Source organism: Denitratisoma sp. agr-D3 (assembly GCF_054658675.1).
This window is the reverse complement of sequence record NZ_BAAGIA010000003.1, coordinates 524,289-546,008: the sequence shown is the minus strand read 5'-3', so window position 1 is coordinate 546,008 and position 21,720 is coordinate 524,289. Positions and strand designations below refer to the sequence as shown.

At 63.9% G+C, this 21,720-nt stretch carries 21 protein-coding genes; 8 read left to right on the top strand and 13 right to left on the bottom strand.

Annotation, left to right across the window (positions count from 1 at the left end; all coding sequences use genetic code 11):
* Nucleotides 1–11: 11 nt before the first annotated feature.
* The 3 genes from ACYQ2U_RS11155 to ACYQ2U_RS11145 all read left to right on the top strand — a co-directional run bounded on the left by ACYQ2U_RS11155 (nt 12) and on the right by ACYQ2U_RS11145 (nt 3,216).
* The gene (locus ACYQ2U_RS11155) at nt 12–1,250 is read left to right on the top strand and encodes a TIGR03862 family flavoprotein (protein WP_459950443.1); all 1,239 of its coding nucleotides are present in this window, start codon (nt 12–14) and stop codon (nt 1,248–1,250) included.
* A gap of 158 nt (nt 1,251–1,408) precedes the next feature.
* Nucleotides 1,409–2,803 (top strand): replicative DNA helicase, encoded by a 1,395-nt coding sequence (gene dnaB, locus ACYQ2U_RS11150; protein WP_459950442.1) that lies wholly within the window; start codon nt 1,409–1,411, stop codon nt 2,801–2,803.
* 71 nt (nt 2,804–2,874) lie between these two features.
* Entirely contained in the window at nt 2,875–3,216 is a 342-nt protein-coding gene (locus ACYQ2U_RS11145) for a zinc ribbon domain-containing protein YjdM (RefSeq protein WP_459950441.1), read from the top strand.
* A 17-nt stretch (nt 3,217–3,233) separates the two neighbouring features.
* Here ACYQ2U_RS11145 and ACYQ2U_RS11140 read toward each other — a convergent pair whose 3' ends face one another.
* The 12 genes from ACYQ2U_RS11140 to ACYQ2U_RS11085 all read right to left on the bottom strand — a co-directional run bounded on the left by ACYQ2U_RS11140 (nt 3,234) and on the right by ACYQ2U_RS11085 (nt 15,031).
* A complete protein-coding gene (locus ACYQ2U_RS11140; RefSeq protein WP_459950440.1) occupies nt 3,234–3,554 on the bottom strand; it encodes a hypothetical protein in 321 nt (106 codons plus the stop codon).
* Nucleotides 3,555–3,559: 5 nt separating this feature from the next.
* On the bottom strand, nt 3,560–4,093 hold the full coding sequence (locus ACYQ2U_RS11135; protein WP_459950439.1) for a flavodoxin: 534 nt from the start codon (nt 4,091–4,093) through the stop codon (nt 3,560–3,562).
* A gap of 165 nt (nt 4,094–4,258) precedes the next feature.
* On the bottom strand, nt 4,259–4,942 hold the full coding sequence (locus ACYQ2U_RS11130) for a chemotaxis protein CheD (protein ID WP_459950438.1): 684 nt from the start codon (nt 4,940–4,942) through the stop codon (nt 4,259–4,261).
* A gap of 24 nt (nt 4,943–4,966) precedes the next feature.
* A complete protein-coding gene (locus tag ACYQ2U_RS11125) occupies nt 4,967–6,055 on the bottom strand; it encodes a protein-glutamate methylesterase/protein-glutamine glutaminase (protein ID WP_459950437.1) in 1,089 nt (362 codons plus the stop codon).
* Nucleotides 6,052–6,873 (bottom strand): CheR family methyltransferase, encoded by an 822-nt coding sequence (locus ACYQ2U_RS11120; protein WP_459950436.1) that lies wholly within the window; start codon nt 6,871–6,873, stop codon nt 6,052–6,054. Before ACYQ2U_RS11120 ends, ACYQ2U_RS11125 begins: the two co-directional genes overlap by 4 nt.
* A gap of 40 nt (nt 6,874–6,913) precedes the next feature.
* Nucleotides 6,914–7,468 (bottom strand): chemotaxis protein CheW, encoded by a 555-nt coding sequence (locus ACYQ2U_RS11115; RefSeq protein ID WP_459950435.1) that lies wholly within the window; start codon nt 7,466–7,468, stop codon nt 6,914–6,916.
* A 10-nt stretch (nt 7,469–7,478) separates the two neighbouring features.
* Nucleotides 7,479–9,101, bottom strand: coding sequence for a methyl-accepting chemotaxis protein (locus ACYQ2U_RS11110; RefSeq protein WP_459950434.1), 1,623 nt, complete (start codon nt 9,099–9,101; stop codon nt 7,479–7,481).
* A 45-nt stretch (nt 9,102–9,146) separates the two neighbouring features.
* Nucleotides 9,147–10,793, bottom strand: coding sequence for a methyl-accepting chemotaxis protein (locus tag ACYQ2U_RS11105; protein ID WP_459950433.1), 1,647 nt, complete (start codon nt 10,791–10,793; stop codon nt 9,147–9,149).
* Nucleotides 10,794–10,807: 14 nt separating this feature from the next.
* Nucleotides 10,808–13,006: a chemotaxis protein CheA gene (locus ACYQ2U_RS11100; protein ID WP_459950432.1), complete on the bottom strand. Its 2,199-nt coding sequence runs from the start codon at nt 13,004–13,006 to the stop codon at nt 10,808–10,810.
* A gap of 8 nt (nt 13,007–13,014) precedes the next feature.
* Nucleotides 13,015–13,344 (bottom strand): STAS domain-containing protein, encoded by a 330-nt coding sequence (locus ACYQ2U_RS11095; RefSeq protein ID WP_459950431.1) that lies wholly within the window; start codon nt 13,342–13,344, stop codon nt 13,015–13,017.
* Nucleotides 13,345–13,379: 35 nt separating this feature from the next.
* The gene (locus tag ACYQ2U_RS11090; RefSeq protein WP_459950430.1) at nt 13,380–14,651 is read right to left on the bottom strand and encodes a methyl-accepting chemotaxis protein; all 1,272 of its coding nucleotides are present in this window, start codon (nt 14,649–14,651) and stop codon (nt 13,380–13,382) included.
* A gap of 14 nt (nt 14,652–14,665) precedes the next feature.
* The gene (locus ACYQ2U_RS11085; protein ID WP_459950429.1) at nt 14,666–15,031 is read right to left on the bottom strand and encodes a response regulator; all 366 of its coding nucleotides are present in this window, start codon (nt 15,029–15,031) and stop codon (nt 14,666–14,668) included.
* Nucleotides 15,032–15,355: 324 nt separating this feature from the next.
* Here ACYQ2U_RS11085 and bioA point away from each other — a divergent pair, with 324 nt between their 5' ends.
* The 5 genes from bioA to thrC all read left to right on the top strand — a co-directional run bounded on the left by bioA (nt 15,356) and on the right by thrC (nt 20,936).
* Nucleotides 15,356–16,690 carry an adenosylmethionine--8-amino-7-oxononanoate transaminase gene (bioA, locus tag ACYQ2U_RS11080; protein ID WP_459950428.1) on the top strand — a complete coding sequence of 445 codons (1,335 nt, stop codon included), beginning with the start codon at nt 15,356–15,358 and terminating at the stop codon, nt 16,688–16,690.
* Nucleotides 16,687–17,856 (top strand): 8-amino-7-oxononanoate synthase, encoded by a 1,170-nt coding sequence (gene bioF / locus ACYQ2U_RS11075; RefSeq protein ID WP_459950427.1) that lies wholly within the window; start codon nt 16,687–16,689, stop codon nt 17,854–17,856. The genes bioA and bioF overlap by 4 nt, the downstream gene beginning before the upstream one ends.
* On the top strand, nt 17,856–18,641 hold the full coding sequence (locus ACYQ2U_RS11070) for an alpha/beta fold hydrolase (protein WP_459950426.1): 786 nt from the start codon (nt 17,856–17,858) through the stop codon (nt 18,639–18,641). The genes bioF and ACYQ2U_RS11070 overlap by 1 nt, the downstream gene beginning before the upstream one ends.
* Nucleotides 18,638–19,417: a methyltransferase domain-containing protein gene (locus ACYQ2U_RS11065; protein WP_459950425.1), complete on the top strand. Its 780-nt coding sequence runs from the start codon at nt 18,638–18,640 to the stop codon at nt 19,415–19,417. The genes ACYQ2U_RS11070 and ACYQ2U_RS11065 overlap by 4 nt, the downstream gene beginning before the upstream one ends.
* 91 nt (nt 19,418–19,508) lie before the next feature.
* Nucleotides 19,509–20,936, top strand: a complete 1,428-nt coding sequence (gene thrC, locus ACYQ2U_RS11060; RefSeq protein ID WP_459950424.1) for a threonine synthase — start codon at nt 19,509–19,511, stop codon at nt 20,934–20,936.
* 78 nt (nt 20,937–21,014) lie between these two features.
* On the opposite strand, the gene ACYQ2U_RS11055 is transcribed toward thrC, so the two are convergent.
* Nucleotides 21,015–21,716 (bottom strand): SapC family protein, encoded by a 702-nt coding sequence (locus ACYQ2U_RS11055; protein ID WP_459950423.1) that lies wholly within the window; start codon nt 21,714–21,716, stop codon nt 21,015–21,017.
* Nucleotides 21,717–21,720 lie beyond the last annotated feature (4 nt).

Here is a 21,720-nt window from a genome sequence, read left to right as displayed (position 1 = left end):
GTAGGTGAAAAATGCTTGGTGATGCGGTCGATGTCGTGGTGGTAGGCGGTGGTCCGGCGGGCCTGATGGCGGCCGAGGTCCTGGCCGGGGCCGGCGTGGGGGTTGCCGTGTTCGACGCCATGCCCAGCCTGGGACGCAAGTTCCTCATGGCGGGCAAGGGGGGCATGAACATCACCCATGCCGAACCCTTGGCGGCGTTCGCCGGCCGTTACGGCGAAGGCACGTCGGTCCTGGCTCCCTTGCTGCACGCCTTCGGTCCCAGTCAGCTCCGGGCCTGGATGACGGGGCTGGGGGTGGAAAGCTTCGTCGGCAGTTCGGGCCGGGTCTTCCCCCGGGAAATGAAGGCCGCGCCCCTGCTGCGGGCCTGGCTGCACCGCTTGCGACAACAGGGCGTGCACTTCCACGTCCGCCATCGCTGGCTGGGGTGGACGGCCGACGGCGCGCTACGGATTGCCGGGCCGGAGGGCGAGCGCCATTACCGTCCCCGGGCCACGGTGCTGGCCCTGGGGGGCGGCAGTTGGGCGCGGCTGGGCTCGGATGGGGCCTGGGTCGAATGGTTGCGGGCGCGGGATGTGCCGGTGGCGCCCTTGCTGCCGGCCAACTGCGGTTTCGACGTGGGCTGGAGCGAACACTTCCGCCAACGCTACGCCGGCGAGCCGGTTAAAAACCTCGGCGCCACTTGCTTCGGCGCGGACGGCAGCCTGTTGCCGCCACGCCAAGGGGAACTGATGATCACCGACGGTGGCGTGGAAGGCGGGCTGGTCTATAGCCTTTCGGCTCCCTTGCGGGACCATCTGTTGCGCCATGGCCGGGCCACGCTATTGCTGGACCTGCTGCCGGGCAAATCCGCGGACCAGGTGCTGGCCGCCGTGACGGCGCCCCGTGGCGCCCGTTCCCTGTCCAGTCACCTGCAAGGCAAGCTCGGGCTGGCCGGCGTCAAGGCCGGGCTGCTGCGGGAATGCACGGACGCGGAAACCCTGGCCGATCCTGTCCGCCTGGCCCGGGCGATCAAGGCCCTGCCCCTGCCGCTGCGGGCGACGCGCCCCCTGGACGAGGCCATCAGCAGCGCCGGCGGCGTCGCCTTCGCCGCCTTGGATGCATCACTGATGATCAAGTCCCTGCCGGGGGTGTTCTGCGCCGGTGAAATGCTGGACTGGGAGGCGCCCACCGGTGGCTACCTGCTGACCGCCTGCTTTGCCACGGGCCATGCGGCGGGGCTGGGGGCGGTCCGCTGGCTGGCCGGGGCGTGAGACCGGCAGGCGTGGCGGCCCGGGGCGGCCATGCACAACTTGTACACCGCTCGCCCACAGCTTTTCCCCCGACTGCCCACAGGATTTCCACAGGCTTATGCACCGGGAAATGGACGGGGGAAGAGTAGACTCGCCCCCCTGTTTCAGGAGATGACTTCATGGCCCAGGCTCGCGCCTTCAACGTTCCCTCGTCCGACCCCCAGGTGGCGGCCCTCAAGCTGCCGCCCCATTCCGTGGAGGCCGAGCAGTCCCTGATCGGCGGCCTGCTGCTGGACAACAGCGCCTGGGACCGGATCGGCGACGTGGTGTCCGAGGCCGACTTCTACCGCGACGATCATCGCCGCATCTTCGGCCACATCCGCAAGCTGGTGGAAACCGGCCGTCCCGCCGACGTGGTGACCGTGTTCGAGTCCATCGAAAAGTCCAACGAAGTGGACCAGACCGGCGGCCTCGCCTATCTCGGCGAGATCGCCAACAGCACCCCCTCGGCGGCCAACATCCGTCGCTACGCCGAGATCGTCCACGAACGGGCCGTGCTGCGCAAACTGGTCACCGTCGGCGACGAGATCGCCGCCAGCGCCCTGACCCCCGCCGGGCGCGACGTGAAGGACCTGCTGGACGAGGCGGAACAAAAGGTTTTTGAAATCGCCGAAGCCGGCAACAAGGGAAGCCAGGGTTTCGTCGCCATGCCCGAGGTCCTGGGCGAGGTGGTGGAGCGCATCCAGATGCTCTACGACCGGGACGATCCTTCCGAGGTGACCGGCACCCCCACCGGCTATGTGGACCTGGACCGCATGACCTCCGGCCTGCAACCGGGCGACATGATCGTCGTCGCCGGCCGTCCCTCCATGGGCAAGACCGCCTTCGCCCTCAACATCGCCGAGTACGTCGGCGTCGAGTGCAAGCTGCCGGTGGCCATCTTCAGCCTGGAAATGTCCGGGCCCCAATTGGCCCTGCGTTTCCTTTCCTCCGTCGGCCGCCTCGACCAGCACAAGCTGCGTACCGGCAAGCTGGGGGACGAGGAGTGGGACAAGATGACCGTGGCCCTGGGCAAGCTCCACGATGCGCCGATCCACATCGACGAAACCGGCGCCATCAACGCCACCGACCTGCGCGCCCGGGCCCGCCGCCTGCATCGCCAGTTCGGCAAGCTGGGCCTGATCGTGATCGACTACCTGCAATTGATGACGTCGAGCAAGGGCAACGAAAACCGGGCCACGGAAATTTCCGAAATCTCCCGCTCCATCAAGGCCCTGGCCAAGGAGTTGCAAGTGCCCGTGATCGCCCTGTCGCAGTTGTCGCGGAAGGTGGAGGAGCGCAACGACAAGCGTCCCCTGATGTCCGACTTGCGGGAATCCGGCGCCATCGAGCAGGATGCCGACATCATCATCATGATGTACCGCGACGAGTACTACAACAAGGATACCCAGGACAAGGGCGTCGCCGAGGTGATCATCGGCAAGCACCGTAACGGTCCCACCGGTACCGTCAAGCTCACCTTCCTCGGCGAGTACACCAAGTTCATGAATTTCGCCACGCCCGGCGGTTACTGAGCGCTTTCATTTTTTTTCGGCCGGGAGACTGTCCCGGCCGGTTTCCTTTTTTCTTTTTCAAAGGACCCAGCATGAGCGGTTTGCCCCCCTGTCCCCAGTGTGGTTCCCAATTCACCTACGAGGACGGCCCACTGTACGTCTGCCCCGAGTGCGCCCATGAGTGGTCCGCCACGGTGCCCAGCGAGAGCGCCGAGCAACAAAAGGTGATCAAGGACGCCAACGGCAACGTGCTCCAGGACGGCGACACCGTGACCGTGATCAAGGACCTCAAGGTCAAGGGCTCGTCCCTGGTGGTGAAGGTGGGCACCAAGGTGAAGAACATCCGCCTGGTGGACGGCGATCACGACATCGACTGCAAGATCGACGGCATCGGCGCCATGGGCCTCAAGTCGGAGTTCGTCAAGAAGGTCTAGGCAAGCCTCTGGCGCGCTCAGACCACGTCGAAATGGGTGCGCAGCAGGTCCGCCACCTTGTCCAGGGGAATGTTCTCGTGGATGTCGGGCGGGGCGATGGACTGGCCGGGAAAGACCGGGTATTCCAGATGCAGGCCGAAACAGCCGGCCTCCTGGCCGAAGGTGTAGAGGTAGGCCACCACGTCTTCCTGATCGCGCTTGCACAGCACCACGGCGCCCGGATGGTCGCAGCGGCGCGGGCTGAGGGCGAAGCTCTCCGCACCGAGGCGCTGCGCCAGCTTGAGCAGGGTGGCCCGTACCGCCTTGTCCTTGGGCAGGGCCCAGATATTCACGTCCATGGGGCTCAGGCCGGCAGTTGCGGCCCGATCTGGGCCAGCCAGGCGTCTACTCGGGGTTCGGTCAGGGCGTTCTGGGTCACCAGGTCCAGGGCCAGGCCGACGAAGCGACCATCCTCCACGGCGGTGGACGCGGTGAAGTGGTAGCCCTCGGTGCTCCAGTCGCCGATCAGGGTGGCGCCGGCGGCAAGGAAATGGTCGTAGAGAGTGCCCATGGCATCGACGAAGACATCCGGGTACTTCTCCTGCTCGCCCAGGCCGAATAGGGCGATGGTCTTGCCGGCGAAGCTCAGTCCCGCCAGACGGGGCAGGAACTCCCACCAACTCTCGCTCTGACAGCCGATGTCGAGGCCGGGCAGGGCGCCTTCGCCGTAGGTCGGGGAGCCGAGGATCAGGGCGTCGTACTTGAGCAGGTCTTCCGGCTGGGCCTTGTTGACGTTCACCGGATCGTCCGCCCGGTCCCCCAGCTTGCGGGCAATCATCTTGGCAATCTTGCGGGTACGCCCCGTATCGGTGCCGAAAAAAATACCAATGGACGCCATGTTTCCTCCCTGAACCGGCCCGGACGGCGACGCCGGGACCCTGTTGGCTTTGCGACAAAAGGGGCCGGACCAGCCCCCGCCAGGGGAAGCAAGCAACGGGGGTGCCAAGAGGGAAGTGCTGGGAGGAGCGCCGCGCCGCCAGGGAGACCGGCGCGCCGGTGTGGCTTAAAACAGTTCGATGTGCTTGCTGCGGGGGGCGACGAGGGATTGCTCGTATTCGGCTTCGGCCCGAACGGTGGCGAGGCTGTCGCCCTGGTTCACCAACATGCGCCGGCAGAAGGCGTCGCCGGTGGCGGGAACGCAGATCACCTTGCGCGACCAGCCGCCACCCAGGTTGGCGGCCACCAGGGGGATGTTTTCTCGGGCCAGCCATTCTTTGGCGAATTCGGCGTTGCGGTCGCCGATGGCGTTGCGGATGGAACTGACGATGTTGCCGCCGCCGAAGGCCTTGGCCACCAGCCGCTCGCGGCGGGCGCCCAGCTTCAGCATGCCGTTGAGCAGCACTTCCATGGCGTAGTCGCCGTTCAGCACTACGTCCGTCTCGGCGTAGCTGCTGTTGGTGATGGTGGGCAGCAGGAAATGGTTCATGCCCATCAGCTTGAGCTGGGGATCGTAAAAGCACACGGCCACGCAGGAGCCGAGCAGGGTGCTGATCGGGCGGTCGCGGCTGATCATCCAACCACCGGGATTGATGTTGACGGCGAGCCGTTCGTAGTCCTTGCCAGTGAGTGCGGGGGAGGGAGGGGCAGGGCTGCGGTGCTGGCCCCCTAGGCCAAAGCCGCCGGGGCCCAGGGCGCGGAGCGTGTGGTGGCCGCCGGCGGGCAAGGTGTCGGGTCTGCTGATGACCATGGTGGGGACGCTGGGGAGCCGCGATCAGCGGCCGTAGGCGACGATCTCCTTGGCCATCTGGTCGAGGGGCAGCACCCGGCTGACGCCGCCCAGGCGAATGGCCTCCTTGGGCATGCCGAAAACGACGCAGGTGGATTCGTCCTCGGCCAGGGTCTGGCTGCCGGCGTCGTGCATTTCCTTCATGCCCCGGGCGCCGTCGTCCCCCATGCCGGTCATGATGATGCCCAGGGCGTTCTTGCCGGCCACCTGGGCCACGGAACGGAACAGGACATCCACCGAGGGCTTGTGGCGGTTGATCAGGGGGCCGTCGGCCACCTCGACGTAATACTGGGCGCCGCTGCGCTTGAGCATCATGTGGCGGCCGCCGGGGGCGATCAGGGCGCGGCCGGGGGTGACCCGGTCGCCGTTTTCGGCTTCCTTCACTTCCACCTGACAGAGACCGTTGAGGCGCTGGGCGAACATGGCGGTGAACTTTTCCGGCATGTGCTGGACGATGACCATGCCGGTACAGACCGCCGGCAGCTTGGTCAGCACGGCTTCCAGGGCCTGGGTGCCGCCGGTGGAGGTGCCGATGGCGACGATGCGTTCCGTGGTCATGGCCATGGCCGTGGCGCCGGCGGCCTTGGCGGCCAGCATCATGTCGGCGGTGTTCTTGGGACGCAGGATCGGCGCGGCCTGGCTCGACGACAGGCTGACCAGGCGCCGCATGTTGGCCTGGGCCGCGGCCCGGATCGCGCCGACCATGTCGCCGGCGCTGTCGGCGAGGAACTGCTTGAGGCCCATCTTGGGCTTGGTGATGATGGCGACGGCACCGGCCGCCATGGCCTCCATGGTGGTGCTGGCGCCCTTTTCCGTCAGGGTGGAGCAGATCACTACCGGGGTCGGGTGTTCGGCCATGATCTTCTTGAGGAAGGTGATGCCGTCCATGCGGGGCATTTCCACGTCCAGCAGGATCACGTCGGGCCAATCGGTTTTCATGGCCTCCAGGGCGAACAGGGGATCGGAGGCGGCACCGCTCACCACAATGTCGGGTTCCTTGCTGAGGATTTCCTTGGCAACTTGGCGCACGACAGCGGAGTCGTCCACCACCATGACTTTGATTTTTTTGCTCATGTCGGTCTCTGGTAAATGGTGGGCTGAACGGAACGCAACTCCTCATTGAGTCCATTCAGGGTTTCGGAGTGGCCGATGATGAAGTGGCCCCCGGGGCGCAGCTTCTTGACCATTCTGGCGACGACCTCACGCTTCGTCTGTGCATCGAAATAGATCATCACATTGCGCAGGAAGATGATGTCAAAAGGGCCGATCTCGGGCAAGGATTGATTCAGGTTGATCTGTCGAAAGCGAGTGTGGGCGCGCAATTGAGGCCCCACCAGGAAGGTGCCGGCCTGGCTGCGCACGCCCTTCAGGCAGTATTTGCGCAAATACTCATGGGGCAGGCCACGGGTCTTTTCCAGGGAATACTGGCCGGCTTCGGCGATCTTCAGCACCGACAGGCTGATGTCGGAACCGGTGATGGTCCAATTGCCGTCGATGCCCAACTCGTCGGCCAGCACCATGGCGATGGTGTAGATCTCCTCGCCGGTACTGGAGGCACCGCTCCACACGTCGAAAGAGCGACCCCGGCCATGGGCGAGATGGGCGTGGGCCAGTTTGCGCAAGAAATCGAAATGTTTGCCTTCGCGGAAAAAGTAGGTCTCGTTGGTGGTCAGCAGGTCCACCATGAGCTGGAATTCCTGCTGGTTGGCCCCCTCCGTCACGTAGCGGTAGTACTCGTCGAAGGTATCGAAGCGGTAGTGGCGCAGACGCTTGGCCAGGCGCCCGGCCATCATCACCTGCTTCGAGTCCGCCATGCTGATCCCGGCCACCTCGTAAATCAATTTCTGGAAGCGGGAGAACTCCGCCTTGGAGATGGTCGGGTTGCCGGTCATGGCGTCGGTTGCGATCGTGCGTTGCTGCGACGGGCGTGAATCAGGCAGTGGGGGCCGAAAGTGCGGCCACCTCGCCATGATGGTCGATGCTGTTGGACAGCATGGCCATTTCCTCCACGGACAACACCTGCTGAATGTTGAGGATGATGACGAACTTCCCTGCCACCTTGCCCATGCCGTCGATGAAGTCGGCACGGATCTTGGCGCCGAAGGAAGGGGGCGGTTCGATCTCGCCGGCGGGGATGTCGATGACTTCGCTGACGGCATCCACCACGATGCCGATATCCTGACGCAAGTCCACGTCACGCAGCTCGAGGATGATGATGCAGGTGCGGCGCCCGATCTGGGTCTGGCTGCCGCCGAAGCGGGCCGCCAGATCAATCACCGGCACCACGGCGCCGCGCAGGTTGATCACGCCGCGGATGAAGGCCGGCATCATGGGGATTTCCGTCAGGGAGCCGTACTCGATGATTTCCTTGACGTTGAGAATCCCCACCGCGTACATCTCGCCGGACAGGGAAAAGGTGAGGTACTGGCTGGCCTCGCCAGCACTGGCGACTGGGGTCGCGCTCGGTTTTTGGACAAGTTCACCCATGATGGTCACCTCAGAATTTCTCGAAGTCGGATTCGACGATTGACTGCGGCGCATTGATTTTGGTCGGTGCGGGCCGGGCTGCCACGGAACGGACGGGGGCACTCTTGCGTTCGTTCTTGCTATCGGCGCCGTCATTGACCTTGAAGAAGAGCATGAGCTCCTGGAGTTGGGTAGCCTGGGCACCCATTTCCTCGGCGGTGGCGGCGAGTTCCTCGGAAGCGGAGGCGTTCTGTTGGGTGGCCTGGTTGAGCTGGCCCATGGCGCTGTTGATCTGGCCGACGCCGGTGGATTGTTCCTGGGAAGCGGCATTGATCTCCTGCACCAGGTCGGAGGTCTTTTTGATGGTGGGGACCATCTCGCTGAGGAGGGTGCCGGCCTTCTCGGCCATCTTGACGGAAGAGCCGGCGAGTTCGCCGATTTCCTGGGCGGCGACCTGGGAGCGCTCGGCCAGCTTGCGCACCTCGGCGGCCACCACGGCGAAGCCCTTGCCGTGCTCGCCGGCACGGGCGGCCTCGATGGCGGCGTTGAGGGCCAGCAGATTGGTCTGGTAGGCGATGTCGTCCACGATGCCGATCTTCTCGGCGATCTGCTTCATGGCCTCGACGGTTTCCGTAACGGCCTGACCGCCCTCGTTGGCCTCGGCGGCGGCCTTGGTGGCCATGGAGTCGGTGACGCGGGCGTTCTCGGTGTTCTGGCTGATGGAGGCGGTCATTTCCTCGATGGAGGCGGTGGTTTCCTCGACGGAAGCGGCCTGTTCGGAGGAGGACTGGGAGAGGGACTGGGCAGTGGAGGAGACCTCCTGGGAAGCGGAGGAGAGGGAGTCCGCCGCGCCACGCACCTCGCCGATGATCTGCGACAGCTTGTCAATCATGGCCTTGATCGCGAACAGCATGCTGCTGTTGTCATTGGCCTTGGTCTCGATGCGCACCGTCAGATCGCCGTCGGCCACCGCCTTGACGATATCGGTCACGTAGGCCGGTTCGCCGCCCAACTGACGCAGCAGGTTGCGGGTGATGACCATGCCCAGGATCACCACGACACCCAAGGTGCCGAGGGAAATCAGGATGGAAATCCACATGGCGCTCTTCTTGGTTGTCACTGCTTCTTCCGCGGCCTTGTTGCCCAATTCGATGTTGTAGTCCATGTGAGCTTCGATGGCGGCGGTGATTTTGCTGATTTTCACGCCGGTGGCTCCGCCCAGGGCGAACTCTCTCGCCTGGTCGGCGTGCTTTTCCTTGACCAAGGTGAAGATTTGATTGCGGATTTCGTCATAGTCCGCCAGGGCCGCCCGGTCCGCAGCCAACAGGGCCTTGTCCTTGTCGTCTGTTATGTATTCCTTTTCGTATTTTTTCAGGGCGTCTTCCATTTTCTGGCGGGCAGCGCCGGCGCGTTGCTCGATTTCCCCCATCTTGGAGAGATCGGTCAAGGCCATGGCTTTCCATAATTCCACGCGCAGCACGGCCAGGGATTTAACGGCGCTATCCAAGGCGACCAGGCTGGGGACGGTGTTGACGTTGGCGTAGTTGGCCGAGTCGTAAACCCGGTTGGTCTGGAAAATGCCCAGGCCGGCAACGCTAAGGACGCCCAGGGCGGCGCACAGGATCAGAAGAAACAAACTTTTGGCAACGGACATGATGGACCTCTCTCGCTAATGATCTGTTGGACGGGGTAGCGACGGTTAAAACTTTTCAAAATCCGATCCGACCGATTGCAGCGCAATCGACGGTTTCGGAGCGGTGTTCACTGTCGTGGTCAGTCGGTTGGCAGAAGAACGGGTTGCGACACTTTTACGTTCGTTCTTGCTGTCGGCGCCGTCATTGACCTTGAAGAAGAGCATGAGCTCCTGGAGTTGGGTGGCCTGGGCGCCCATTTCCTCGGCGGTGGCGGCGAGTTCCTCGGACGCGGAGGCGTTCTGCTGGGTGGCCTGGTTGAGCTGGCCCATGGCGCTGTTGATCTGGCCGACGCCGGTGGATTGTTCCTGGGAGGCGGCATTGATCTCCTGGACCAGATCGGAGGTCTTTTTGATGGTGGGGACCATCTCGCTGAGGAGGGTGCCGGCCTTCTCGGCCATCTTGACGGAAGAGCCGGCGAGTTCGCCGATTTCCTGGGCGGCGACCTGGGAGCGCTCGGCCAGCTTGCGCACCTCGGCGGCCACCACGGCGAAGCCCTTGCCGTGCTCGCCGGCACGGGCGGCCTCGATGGCGGCGTTGAGGGCCAGCAGATTGGTCTGGTAGGCGATGTCGTCCACGATGCCGATCTTCTCGGCGATCTGCTTCATGGCCTCGACGGTTTCCGTAACGGCCTGACCGCCCTCGTTGGCCTCGGCGGCGGCCTTGGTGGCCATGGAGTCGGTGACGCGGGCGTTCTCGGTGTTCTGGCTGATGGAGGCGGTCATTTCCTCGATGGAGGCGGTGGTTTCCTCGACGGAGGCGGCCTGTTCGGAGGAGGACTGGGAGAGGGACTGGGCGGTGGAGGAGACCTCCTGGGAAGCGGAAGAGAGGGAGTCTGCCGCGCCGCGCACTTCGCCGATGATGTGGGACAGTTTTTCGATCATGGCCTGCATGGCGGTTTTGAGTTGCCCGGTCTCATCCTGACGGTCGACGGTGACACGTACCGTCAGATCGCCTTGCGACAGGCGGGTGGCCACGTCCACCACTTCGCTGATCGGTTGGGTGATGGAGCGGGTGATCCAGAACGCCAAGAGGATGGCGATCACCAATGCCGTCAGGGACAATCCCAGCACCAAGTATTTTGCGTTTTGCGCCATGGACAGGGCTTCAGTACCCGCCTTGCCGGCGCTCTCCCGTTCGTAAGTACTGAGAGCTTTGAGGTTATTAACGTAGCTGGTTGCCGCCGTACCGAAATCGCCGAATAGAAATTGCACAGCCTTGTCTTGGTTGTACTGACTGGAAGAAATACTGGCCAGGGTAATCAAGGTGTCAGTTGCTTCGCTGTAATTTTTCCGAGACTCCATGAGCTTGGCCATGATGGCCTTGCCCTCCTCGGAATGGGTATTGGCGACCAACTTTTCCAACAGTTCGTTATTGCGCTTCCGTGTTTCGTTGATGGTGTCGACCTGGGCTTTTTCGATCGCCTTGTCCTTGGTGAGGAGAAGATTTCGCACCGATCTGGCGATGATGAAGACGTTGAGGGAGATCTCATCGGCCATCTCTATTTTGGGGATGCGATCGTTGACGATGAGGTCGGTTGCTTCGCTCAAGGAGGTGATGCGCAAGGTGGACGTTGCTGATATCACCGCCAGCAGCAGGAGAACGAAAGCAAACGCGCCACCGAGGCGAACTCCAATGCGTTGGTTCTTGAACATGATCATTCCCTTTCTTAGGTGCGTGCTGCATTGGGTGCGCGGTTTTCCGCATGGGTCGCCAGTTCCGTGAGGGCCTGGACGTCCAGGATCAAGGCCACGTCGCCGGTGCCGAGAATGGTGGAGCCGCCGATGCCGCGCAGGTGACGGAAAATGCTGGCCAGGGGCTTGATGACGGTTTGGAATTCCCCTTGCAGGACATCCACGACGATGCCGGCCTTACGGCTGCCGCTCTTGACCACCACCACGTTTTCCCGAGCCGGTCGCGGTCCGTCGATCTCGAACAGTTCGCGCAGGCGGACGAAGGGCAATACCTCGCCACGCAGATTGAGGTAATGGCGATCCTGGTCGAGGTTTTGCAGTTCCAGGCACTCCACCACCATTTCCAGGGGGATGACGTAGGAGGACTTGTCGATGCCCACCAGGAAGCCATCAATGATCGCCAGGGTCAGCGGCAGGCGGATGATGAAGCGGGAGCCCTGGCCTTCGCGGGTGGTGACTTCCACCGTGCCGCGCAGGGCCTGGATGTTCTTTTTCACCACGTCCATGCCGACGCCGCGTCCGGACAGGTTGGTGATCTTTTCCGCGGTAGAAAAGCCGGCCTCGAAGATCAGGTTGTTGATCTCGTGGTCGGTGAGGTTCTGGCCGGGCTGGACGATGCCTTTTTCGATGGCCTTGTTGAGGATGCGGTCCCGGTTGAGGCCGCCGCCGTCGTCGATCACCTCGATGATGATGCTGCCCGAGTCGTGGTAGGCGTTGAGCTCAACCCGGCCTTTGGCCGGCTTGCCCTTGGCGATGCGGGCCTCGGCCGGCTCGATGCCGTGGTCCATGGCGTTGCGCACCAGGTGCATCAGCGGGTCGCCGATCTTCTCCACCACGGATTTATCCAGCTCGGTTTCCGCACCGCTGATGGCGAGGTCGATGTCCTTGTTCAATTCCTTGGAAACGTCCCGGACCACCCGGTGGAAGCGGTTGAAGGTTTCGCCGATCTGCACCATGCGTAGCTGCAAGGCGGAGTCGCGGATGTTTTCCACCAGGTCGGAGACGATGGAGGTGGCCTCCACCAGGGTGGCTTGACCGCTTTTTTGCGCCAACAGATTGGCGGAGGCGCCGGCGATGACCAGTTCCCCCACCAGGTCGATGAGGTGGTCCAGCTTATCGGCCTGGACCCGGATCAGGCGAGCCTCGGTGCCCTTCTTTTCCGCCACCTGCTTTTGCTTGGCAGCGGCGGCTTCCACGATTTCGGGTTGCACCATGTGTTGCTGCACTAGGATTTCTCCCAGGTGGTGGGACGGTCCCGGCGGTGCCAGCAGGCCTTCCTGGGCGGCGATGCGGGCGGCGATGGTTTCGCTGGCCTGTTGGCGGCGCAGGCCGACTTCGAGTTCCTCCTGGGTCAGGGCACCGCTACGCACCAGGATTTCCCCCAGGCGCAGGTTTTCTTCCGGCAGCTTCTCGATCAGGTCGTGGTAGCTGCTGAGCTTGCTGTAGGGGGGCAGGATGTGAAGGTCGCACTCGTCCCGGACGAAGTCGAAGACCCGTTCGATGGCGGCCTTGTCGGCATCGCTGCGCAGGCGGATTTCGAAACCCAGATAGCAGGCCTCTGGGTCCATTTCCTCGGCGTCGGGCATGGCGTCCGGCACGGTGGTCAGGTGGGCGATCTCCCCCAGGGAGAGCAAATAGCGCAGGAAGGCGATGGGCTCCATGCCGTTGCGCAAGACGTTGGGACCAAAACGCACCGAAATGTGCCAGCAGTCGTTCATGGCGGTATCGCCATCGGCGACGGAGGCATCCAAGCATTGCACCGCAGTGGGCACGGCGACCGGTACGCCGTCGCCGGTGAGGGCGCGCAACTCGACGGCAACCGCTTCGCCGGACTCTTCCAGGGCCGGGTTGATGTCATGATGGCCTTCCTCGACCCGTCCCAACAGGGCGTTCAAATGGTCGCAGCCGCGCAACAGGGAGGTGATGAGTTCGCTGCTGACCTCCATTTCGTTGTTGCGCAGCTTGTCCAGGAGGTTTTCCAGGACATGGGTGAACTTCTCGATGTGGGTCAGCTCGACGACGCCCGAGGCGCCCTTGATGGTGTGGGCGGAGCGGAATATGGCATTGATGGTTTCCGGATCCCGGTCGCCCTGTTCCATGCGCAGCAGGCCGGATTCCAGTTCGGTCAGTTGTTCCCGCGCTTCCTGGGCAAAAACGCTGTAAATCTCGTCCATGATCGCTCCTAGGCCGTGGTGCCGTGGGCAGGGTTGTCGATGCCGAGCAGGGCTTCCAGGTTGTAGAAGCCGACGATCTCGCTCACTGCCTCGCTCAGGGCGGTGATGCGGAAGGGCTTGTCCTGACGCTGGCATTCCTTGTGGGCCATGATCAGCAGTTGGACGCCCGCCGTGTCCATGGCGCCCACCTGGGACAGGTCGAGGTTCAGGCTGTCGTTGCTACGGGCCGCCGTGATCAGGTGCTGCTTGATCGCCAGGGCGTCGTAGATCGTCATATCCCCATCGATGAGGACGCTGCCGCTACCTTCCGTGGCAGGTTGTTGAATGAATTCCATCATGGCAACTCCCGGAAACTGGTGGATGGGCGAAAAACTTAGAACAGTTCAACCTTCGGCGCCGAGGCGTCGGCACTCGGGCTACCCTGGTCAAGGGCCGAGTGATGGCTCTGGCGCTGGGAATGCATGACGTAGTTGCCGTACATCTGGTCGAGGTGTACCGAAAGGGGTTGCAGCTTGACGTTGGGGTCGTCGCTTTGCTCCAGGCGGCTGGCCAGCAGGCTGGAGTGTTCGTCGAGACGGTTCAGGGCATCGGCCACTTGTTCGATCTGTTGCCGGGTCACGTCCTGGAACTGGACGCTGGCCATGGCGTTCATGAACATTTCCGACAGTTGTTCGCTGGTTTCCTGCACTTTCAGCAACACCTGGGTTTCATGGGCCATGACCTCCTGGTAGCTTTGGCCCAAGTCGTCCAATTGCTTGGCAAAACTCTCCAGGGCGCACTTTTCGGCGTTGATGTGGTCGTGGGAGAGCTTTTCCTGGAACTGGGTCTCGATGGTCTGGGCCACGTCCTGGATACCCTTGTTGATTTCGGTGACGGCCTTGTCTGATTCCGCCGACAGCTTGCGTACCTCGTCGGCCACGACGGCGAAACCGCGACCGGCCTCCCCCGCCCGTGCCGCTTCGATGGCGGCATTGAGGGCCAATAGATTGGTTTGGCTGGAAATGTTCTTGATCAGTTGCACCAGGGACGACAGGGAGCGGGCCTCTTCCACCACCAGCGTCACCCGTCGTTGGTCCTCGTGGGCGGCGGCCATGCGTTCCTGGATGAAGGCGTCCAGGGTCTGGATCATGTGCTGCTTGGCCTCGATCTTCGCCTCCGACTCGTTCAGCAACTGACTGGACTCGGTCTGGGTACTGTTAACGAAGGCGGAAAGACTGCCCACCACTTCGTCAATGCCCTGAAGACGGGAGGTGATGTCGTAGGCCGCTGCTTCGGTTTCCTGGGTGACCGTATGGAGTTGGTTGCGCACCACCTCGTTGAAAGTCCGCACCTGCTTCAATTCGGCGGTGACCTCCTTGGCCGCGGCGAGGATGGACTGGATGGTCGCGCCCTGGTTTTCCGTTTCCTGCTGGGCGCCGTACATGGGATCGGAAAACGCCATCTGGGAGAGGACTCGTATTGCCATCACACCCACCGTCAGGATCAGCGCGGCTCCCAGAGCGTCGCCGATGGGCTGGCTGAGGCCGAGGGCGGGCAGGAAATCCCGATGAAACCAGTCGTTGAAAAAGTAGATGGTGGCGATAACGCCAGTGTTAACAACGACAAGTAGCAGCAGGGAGCGCTGTTTGAATTTCTTGACGTGCATCCCGTGGGCGCTCCCTAGCGAAGAACCAACTTGATCGTATTGAGCAACTCATCGGCGCTGGCGGGCTTGACCAGCCAGCCGGAGGCGCCGGCCGCCTTGGCTTCCATGCGCTTGCTTTGTTGGGATTCCGTCGTCAGGAACAGGATGGGCATGAACTTGTAGCTGGGGAGCTTGCGGACTTCCTTGATGAACTCGATGCCGTTCATGCCCGGCATGTTGAGGTCGGTGATCAACAGATCGGCCTTGACCCCCCCCTTGAATTTGGCCAAACCCTCAATGGCGTTGGGCGCCTTTTCCACCCCGTAGCCCGCCTTGGTCAGGATGTTCGAGATCGAGAGAAGGATCGTTGCGGAATCATCTACCAACATAATGGTTTTCATGGCTGGTCAGTCCAATCTGGGTAAGTTGATCAAAGTCATGGCTTTAATTAAAAGCGGATATTACTTAAGAATAACTTACAGGATATTACAAAAGTTAGATTGATTTTTTTATGTCTCCTCTTTTCCGCAAAAGACCTCGGTTTTTGCATGGTTTTATCTTTTTTAGAGCATGCAAATTTGTTATGGCAAAAGCTTAAACCTGATGGGCGCGAGTGGGTGTCTTTTTATGTCGGGGGTATAAATGGGTGCGCCTTCGGGGCAACAGGGGAAAAGGGGGAAATAGCGACGTGTAGAATTCCGCTTTTGCCCACGCGAAGCGAACCCGTGCCCTCCGGCGAATCCCTTCTCTCCCGCAGTCTTGCCAGCGTCTGGCACCCCTGCACCCAAATGAAACACCACGAGCAGTTGCCCCTGGTGCCCATCGCCCGGGGCGAGGGGCCGTGGCTGTTCGACCCCGAGGGGCGGCGCTATCTCGATGGGGTGAGCAGTTGGTGGGTGAACCTGTTCGGCCATTGCAACCCGCGCATCAATGCTGCGCTGCGAGATCAGTTGGACAGGTTGGAGCACGTGATGCTGGCCGGTTTCACCCACGAGCCGGCGGTGCAACTTTCGGAGCGTCTGGCGGCCTTGACCGGCCATGCCCTGGGGCACGCTTTCTATGCTTCCGACGGCGCCAGCGCCACGGAAATCGCCCTCAAGATGAGCCATCATTACTGGCGCAACCAGGGCCAGCCGGGCAAGACCGGTTTCCTCTGCCTGGAGGGCAGTTACCACGGTGAAACCCTGGGTGCCCTGTCGGTGACCGACGTGGCCATCTTCCGCGATGCCTACGCCAGCCTGAGCCGCGATGTGCGTACCGTGCCCAGTCCCGATGCGCGCCTGGCGGGTCCTGGCGAAACCGCCATCGATGTGGCCCGCCGCGCCGCCGCTGGCCTGGAACGGGCCCTGGCCGAGAGCCCCGGCCAGATCGCCGCGCTGATCGTCGAGCCCTTGATCCAGTGCGCCACCGGTTTCGCCATGCACGACCCGGAATACCTGCGTCTGGCGCGGGCCTTGTGCGACCGGTACGGCGTGCATCTGATCTGCGACGAAATCGCCGTGGGCTTCGGTCGCACCGGCACTTTCTTCGCCCATGAGCAGGCCGGCATCAAGCCCGACTTTCTCTGCCTGTCCAAGGGCATCACCGGCGGCTACCTGCCCCTGTCCGTGGTGCTGACCACCGATCAGGTTTATGGCGCCTTCTACGACGACGCCACCGCCCGGGGCTTCCTCCACTCCCATTCCTATACCGGCAATCCCCTGGCTTGCCGGGCGGCCTTGGCAACCTTGGACATCTTTGCGCAGGATGATGTGATCGTCGCCAACCGGGCCAAGGCCCAGTGCTTCACCGAGCAACTGGCACCTTTGGCCAATCATCCCCGGGTGGCGAACTTCCGCCAGCGGGGCATGATCTGGGCCTTCGAGGTGACGGATGCGCCCGCCGACTTTTCTCGTCGCTTCTTCGCCGCCGGCCTGGAACGGGAAATCCTGCTGCGTCCCATCGGCAACACGATCTACTTCATGCCGCCCTACGTGCTCAGCGAAGCTGAAAGCGGTTTCCTCGCGGCGCAAACCTTGGCGGCCCTGAATGCCACCTTGGAGGCAGTGCCGGCGGCATGATCTACGACGACATCGAACAACAACTGGAGGCCCTGGACCACCAGCATCTGCGCCGTCACCGACGGGTGGTGGATGCCCCCGTCGGGCCACGCACCACGGCCGACGGCAAGCCGCTGCTGTCCTTTTGCAGCAACGACTACCTGGGCCTCGCCGCCCATCCCGCCATCGTCGATGCCCTCTGCGAAGGGGCGCGACGCTGGGGCGCCGGCAGTGGCGCTTCTCATCTGGTGGGTGGCCATTTCCGGCCCCACGAAGACCTGGAAGAACAACTCGCCGAGTTCGTCGGCCTGCCCCGAGCCATCACCTTTTCCACCGGCTACATGGCCAACTTGGCCGTAACGCCGGCCCTGGTGGGACGCGGCGATGCGGTGTTTGCCGACCGGCTCAACCATGCCTCCCTGATCGATGCTGCCCTGACGTCCCGGGCCGAGCACAAGCGCTACGCCCACAACGACATGGCCGCCCTGGAAAAACTCCTGGCCGCCAGCAGCGCCAAGCGCAAGCTGATTCTCACCGACGCCGTGTTCAGTATGGACGGTGACGTGGCGCCCCTGGACCAACTCTTTGCCCTGGCCGAGCGTTACGACGCCTGGCTGGTGGTGGACGACGCCCACGGCTTCGGCGTCCTCGGTCCCCAGGGCCGGGGCAGCCTGGCGTACTTCGCCGTGCCCGCTTCGCCCCGGGTGATTCTCATGGGCACCTTCGGCAAGGCCGCCGGCGTGGCCGGGGCCTTTGTCGCCGGTGACAGCCGGGTCATGGAATGGCTGATCAACAGCGCCCGCACCTACATCTTCACCACCGCCGCGCCGCCGGCCCTGAGCTGTGCCTTGACCAAGAGTCTGGAACTGATCGAACAGGGCGACGGGCTGCGTCACCAGCTCCAGGCCCGCATCAGCCAGTTACGCCAGGGTCTCGCGCCCCAGTGCGCGGCAAAGGGTTGGCAACTGGCCGAGCAGGCGGTCACCACCGCCATCCAGCCCGTGGTGATCGGTCAGAACAAGGCGGTTCTCGACCTTTCCAAGGCCCTGGAAGGGGCCGGGCTCTGGGTGCCGGCCATTCGCCCGCCCACGGTGCCCAACGGCACGGCCCGCCTGCGGGTATCCCTTTCCGCCGCCCACGACGCGGCCGATGTGGCCCGCTTGTTGGCGGCCCTGGAAGGGGCGTGATGACGCTTTCTCTTGCCGTGAATAGCCAGGGTCAGGGCCCGCAACTGACCCTGGTGCACGGCTGGGGCCTGGGCAGCGGTGCCTGGGCCCTGGTGTCCCACTTGCTGGCCAAGCACTTCACCGTTCACAACGTGGATCTGCCCGGCTACGGCGCCTCGCCTCCGGCCCCCGGCGCCAGCCTGGAAGACCTGGCCGATGCCCTGGCCGCCACCCTGCCGCCCCGGGCCATGGTCTGCGGCTGGTCCCTCGGCGCCCTGGTATGCCTGATGGCGGCCCAGCGCCACCCGGACAAAATCGCCCGCCTGGTGCTGGTGGGGGCCACGGCCTCTTTTGTCCAACGCGAGGGCTGGCTGGAAGCCTTGCCGCCGGCCCAGTTGGCGGCCTTCATGGACGGCCTGGCGGCCGACCCGGCGGCCCTGCTCAAGCAGTTCGCCAGCCTGATCCACCAGGGCGACGCCCATATGCGGGAAGCCATCCGTGCCCTGCGCGGCTGTCTGGCCGGCGCCGAGGGCGGCTTGCCCGCCGATCCTGCGTCCCTGCGGGCCGGCCTGGCCTTGCTCGGCGAGAGCGACCTGCGCCCGCTCCTGTCCGCCCTGCGGCAGCCGGTGCTGCTGATCCACGGCGCCGCCGATCCACTGATGCCCCTGGCCGCCGCCGAGCGCCTGCAAGACCGCCTGCCCACCGCGACCTTGAGCGTGTTCGCCGACAGCGCCCACGCCCCGTTCGCCTCCGACCCCCTGCGCTTCGTCCGGGAATTGACCGACTTCGCCGGAGTGGGCGGATGAGCGCCAGCGACGTGCGCCAGGCCTTCGCCCGGGCCGCCGACCGTTACGATGCCGTGGCCGACTTCCAGCAGCAAGTCGGGCTGCGCCTGCTGGCGGACCTGCCCTGGAGCGGGCTGCACGGCCTGTGCCTGGACCTGGGTTGCGGCACGGGCCACGGCAGCGGCTTGCTGGCGCGGGCCTTCCCCGGTCTGGAGTTGCTGGCCCTGGACTTCGCCCTACCCATGGTGGCCCGCCGTCCCGCCGCGTCCCTGCGCCTCTGCGCCGATGCCCAGGCCCTGCCCCTGGCCGATGCCAGCGTCGACGCCTGCTGGTCCAGCCTGGCCATGCAGTGGTGCGATCCGGGCCGTTTCCTGGCCGAGGCGGCGCGGGTGCTCAAGCCTGGCGGCCGCATTGCCCTCAGTACCCTGGGGCCGGATACCTTCGCCGAATTGCGTCAGGCCTTTGCCGCCGTGGATGGCTATCGCCACACCATCGACTTTTGCGACGAGGCTGCCCTGCGCCAGGCCTTGAGCGACGCCGGCCTCGCGCTGTGCCGTTGGCAGCGCCGTACCATCACCCTGCATCGCCCCGATCTACGCAGCCTGCTGGCCGGCGTGCGGGACCTGGGCGCCAATCGGGTGCGGGGCGACAACCGGCGTAGCGGCCTGATGGGCAAGACCGCCTGGCAGTGCCTGTTGGCCGCCTACGAGGCCCTGCGCCAGCCCGAGGGGCTGCCCCTCAGCTACGACACCTTCTTCCTCTACGCGGAAAAAGCGGCGTCCTTAGCAAGCTCCTAGGCGCCGGAGCCGGGGCTGGCACCGGTTCCCGAGGCGGGCCGGCATGGGCCGCTATAATGTCGCCCTTTCCAGCCTAACGAAGCGCCTTTCCATGCGTTACATCAGCACCCGCGGGCAGTCCCCCGCCGAATCCTTCTGCGACATCCTGCTCGGCGGCCTGGCCCCCGATGGCGGCCTTTACCTGCCGGAAACCTATCCCCAGGTGAGCAAGGAAACCCTGGCCCGCTGGCGCGATCTGTCCTACGCCGACTTGGCCTTTGAGGTGCTGTCCCTGTTCATTACCGACATTCCCGCTGCCGACCTCAAGGCCCTGGTGCACAAGACCTACACCGCCCAGGTGTACGCCTATGCGCGCAAGCCCGAAGCAGCCAAGGACATCGTGCCCCTGACCGAACTGGAACCCGGTCTGGCTCTGCTGGAGCTGTCCAACGGCCCGACCCTGGCCTTCAAGGACATGGCGATGCAGCTCCTGGGCAACCTGTTCGAGTACGTGCTCGACAAGCGAGGCGAGACCATCAACATCCTCGGTGCCACCTCCGGCGACACCGGTTCCGCCGCTGAATACGCCATGCGCGGCAAGCACAACGTAAAGGTCTTCATGCTCTCGCCGGACGGCAAGATGAGCGCCTTCCAGCGGGCCCAGATGTACTCCCTGCAAGACGCCAACATCTTCAACATCGCCGTGCGCGGCATGTTCGACGACGCTCAGGACATTGTGAAGGCCGCTTCCAACGATGCCGCCTACAAGGCCAAGAACAAGATCGGCGCGGTGAATTCCATCAACTGGGCCCGCGTCGCCGCCCAGATCGTCTATTACTTCAAGGGCTACTTCGAAGCCACCAAGAGCAATGACGAGCAGATCGCCTTCTGCGTACCCTCGGGCAACTTCGGCAACATCTGCGCCGGTCACATCGCCCGCCAGATGGGCCTGCCCATTGCCAAACTGGTGCTGGCCACCAACGAAAACGACGTGCTGGACGAGTTCTTCAAGACCGGCGTCTATCGTCCCCGCAAGACGGCGGAAACCAGCGTCACCTCCAGCCCTTCCATGGATATTTCCAAGGCCTCCAACTTCGAGCGTTTCGTCTTCGACCTGGTGGGCCGCGATGCAGCCGTGGTACGCGAGCTGTGGGCCAAGGTGGATGCCGGTGGTGCCTTCGACTTGCGCGGCACACCCCATTGGGACAAGCTGGCCGGTTTCGCCTTCGTCTCCGGCCGCAGCACCCACGCCGACCGCCTGGCGACCATCCGCAACACCTGGGAAAAGTACGGCCAGATGATCGACACCCACACTGCCGACGGTCTCAAGGTGGCCCTGGAATATCGCCAGCCCGGCCAGACCATGGTGGTGCTGGAAACCGCCCAGGCCGTGAAGTTCGCCGAAACCATCCGCGAGGCCCTGGGCCGCGATCCCGTCCGTCCCGCCGCCCTGGAGGGCATCGAGAAGCTGCCCCAGCGGGTCGAGGTGATGGACGCGGACGCCGCCGCCATCAAGGACTTCGTCGCTCGCCACGTGTGAGCGGGATTTTCCGGCCCGCAAGGTTGCAATAAAAAAGCCCGCAGTCGCGGGCTTTTTTATTGGGGAAGGATGGCCGTTTCAGGCCTTCGGCAGTCTTTCCAGCAGGCGGTCGAGGTTGCGCAGGGACAGCAGGTGGGCGTGGATCAGGGCCAGCCAGCCGGCGCGGAACAACTCGTCCACCGTGTCCTTGTCCAGGGCCCGCAGTTTTTCCTCGTCCACCACCGAGAAGCCCTGCAATTGGTAGTGCTTGCCGTCCGTCGTGGTGGCCTTGGCGCCGGATTCCTTGAGCAGGCCGAGGGATTGGAGCCGCTGCACGAAACGCAGGGTCTGTTCGGCCTCGGCCTGGAATTGGCGCAGGAACTGGACGGCGTTGTCGAGGAAGGGCGTCGGCTCGCCCTCCTGGGTGAACAGGGCCTGGCCCTCCGTCGCGCCCACGGCCGGATGGGCCTCGTCCACGCAGACCAGCAACTGGTCGTTCACCGGCGCCAGGACGAAGGGATAGCGGCGCACGAAGGCGGGCACGTAATGGCCCAGCCAGCGGCCGTCGGCACCCACCAGCAGGTTCTCGCCGTCGCGCAGGCCGAGCAGGACAGCGGGGGATTGACCGCCGGCGAAGACGATGGGGTATTCCCGTGCCGATTCGAAAAACTCCGCCGCCGTCAGGGGCACGGAATTGGTCTTGGCGGCGAAGGCGTAGTCGGTGACGGGGCCGATGCGCAGATGACGATGCTGGTTTTTGTCCACCGGCACCACGGTTTCGTAGATCAACAGCTCGGCCATGGCG

Coding starts and splice junctions, on each gene's coding strand:
- ACYQ2U_RS11155 (WP_459950443.1), top strand. CDS start 12: ATGCTTGGTGATGCGGTCGATGTCGTGGTGGTAGGCGGTGGTCCGGCG.
- ACYQ2U_RS11100 (WP_459950432.1), bottom strand. CDS start 13,006: ATGGACGAGATTTACAGCGTTTTTGCCCAGGAAGCGCGGGAACAACTG.
- ACYQ2U_RS11115 (WP_459950435.1), bottom strand. CDS start 7,468: ATGGGTGAACTTGTCCAAAAACCGAGCGCGACCCCAGTCGCCAGTGCT.
- ACYQ2U_RS11110 (WP_459950434.1), bottom strand. CDS start 9,101: ATGTCCGTTGCCAAAAGTTTGTTTCTTCTGATCCTGTGCGCCGCCCTG.
- ACYQ2U_RS11070 (WP_459950426.1), top strand. CDS start 17,856: ATGACGCTTTCTCTTGCCGTGAATAGCCAGGGTCAGGGCCCGCAACTG.
- ACYQ2U_RS11145 (WP_459950441.1), top strand. CDS start 2,875: ATGAGCGGTTTGCCCCCCTGTCCCCAGTGTGGTTCCCAATTCACCTAC.
- dnaB (WP_459950442.1), top strand. CDS start 1,409: ATGGCCCAGGCTCGCGCCTTCAACGTTCCCTCGTCCGACCCCCAGGTG.
- ACYQ2U_RS11085 (WP_459950429.1), bottom strand. CDS start 15,031: ATGAAAACCATTATGTTGGTAGATGATTCCGCAACGATCCTTCTCTCG.
- ACYQ2U_RS11065 (WP_459950425.1), top strand. CDS start 18,638: ATGAGCGCCAGCGACGTGCGCCAGGCCTTCGCCCGGGCCGCCGACCGT.
- ACYQ2U_RS11125 (WP_459950437.1), bottom strand. CDS start 6,055: ATGAGCAAAAAAATCAAAGTCATGGTGGTGGACGACTCCGCTGTCGTG.
- ACYQ2U_RS11120 (WP_459950436.1), bottom strand. CDS start 6,873: ATGACCGGCAACCCGACCATCTCCAAGGCGGAGTTCTCCCGCTTCCAG.
- ACYQ2U_RS11135 (WP_459950439.1), bottom strand. CDS start 4,093: ATGGCGTCCATTGGTATTTTTTTCGGCACCGATACGGGGCGTACCCGC.
- bioF (WP_459950427.1), top strand. CDS start 16,687: ATGATCTACGACGACATCGAACAACAACTGGAGGCCCTGGACCACCAG.
- ACYQ2U_RS11140 (WP_459950440.1), bottom strand. CDS start 3,554: ATGGACGTGAATATCTGGGCCCTGCCCAAGGACAAGGCGGTACGGGCC.
- ACYQ2U_RS11090 (WP_459950430.1), bottom strand. CDS start 14,651: ATGCACGTCAAGAAATTCAAACAGCGCTCCCTGCTGCTACTTGTCGTT.
- ACYQ2U_RS11130 (WP_459950438.1), bottom strand. CDS start 4,942: ATGGTCATCAGCAGACCCGACACCTTGCCCGCCGGCGGCCACCACACG.
- ACYQ2U_RS11055 (WP_459950423.1), bottom strand. CDS start 21,716: ATGGCCGAGCTGTTGATCTACGAAACCGTGGTGCCGGTGGACAAAAAC.
- thrC (WP_459950424.1), top strand. CDS start 19,509: ATGCGTTACATCAGCACCCGCGGGCAGTCCCCCGCCGAATCCTTCTGC.
- ACYQ2U_RS11105 (WP_459950433.1), bottom strand. CDS start 10,793: ATGTTCAAGAACCAACGCATTGGAGTTCGCCTCGGTGGCGCGTTTGCT.
- ACYQ2U_RS11095 (WP_459950431.1), bottom strand. CDS start 13,344: ATGATGGAATTCATTCAACAACCTGCCACGGAAGGTAGCGGCAGCGTC.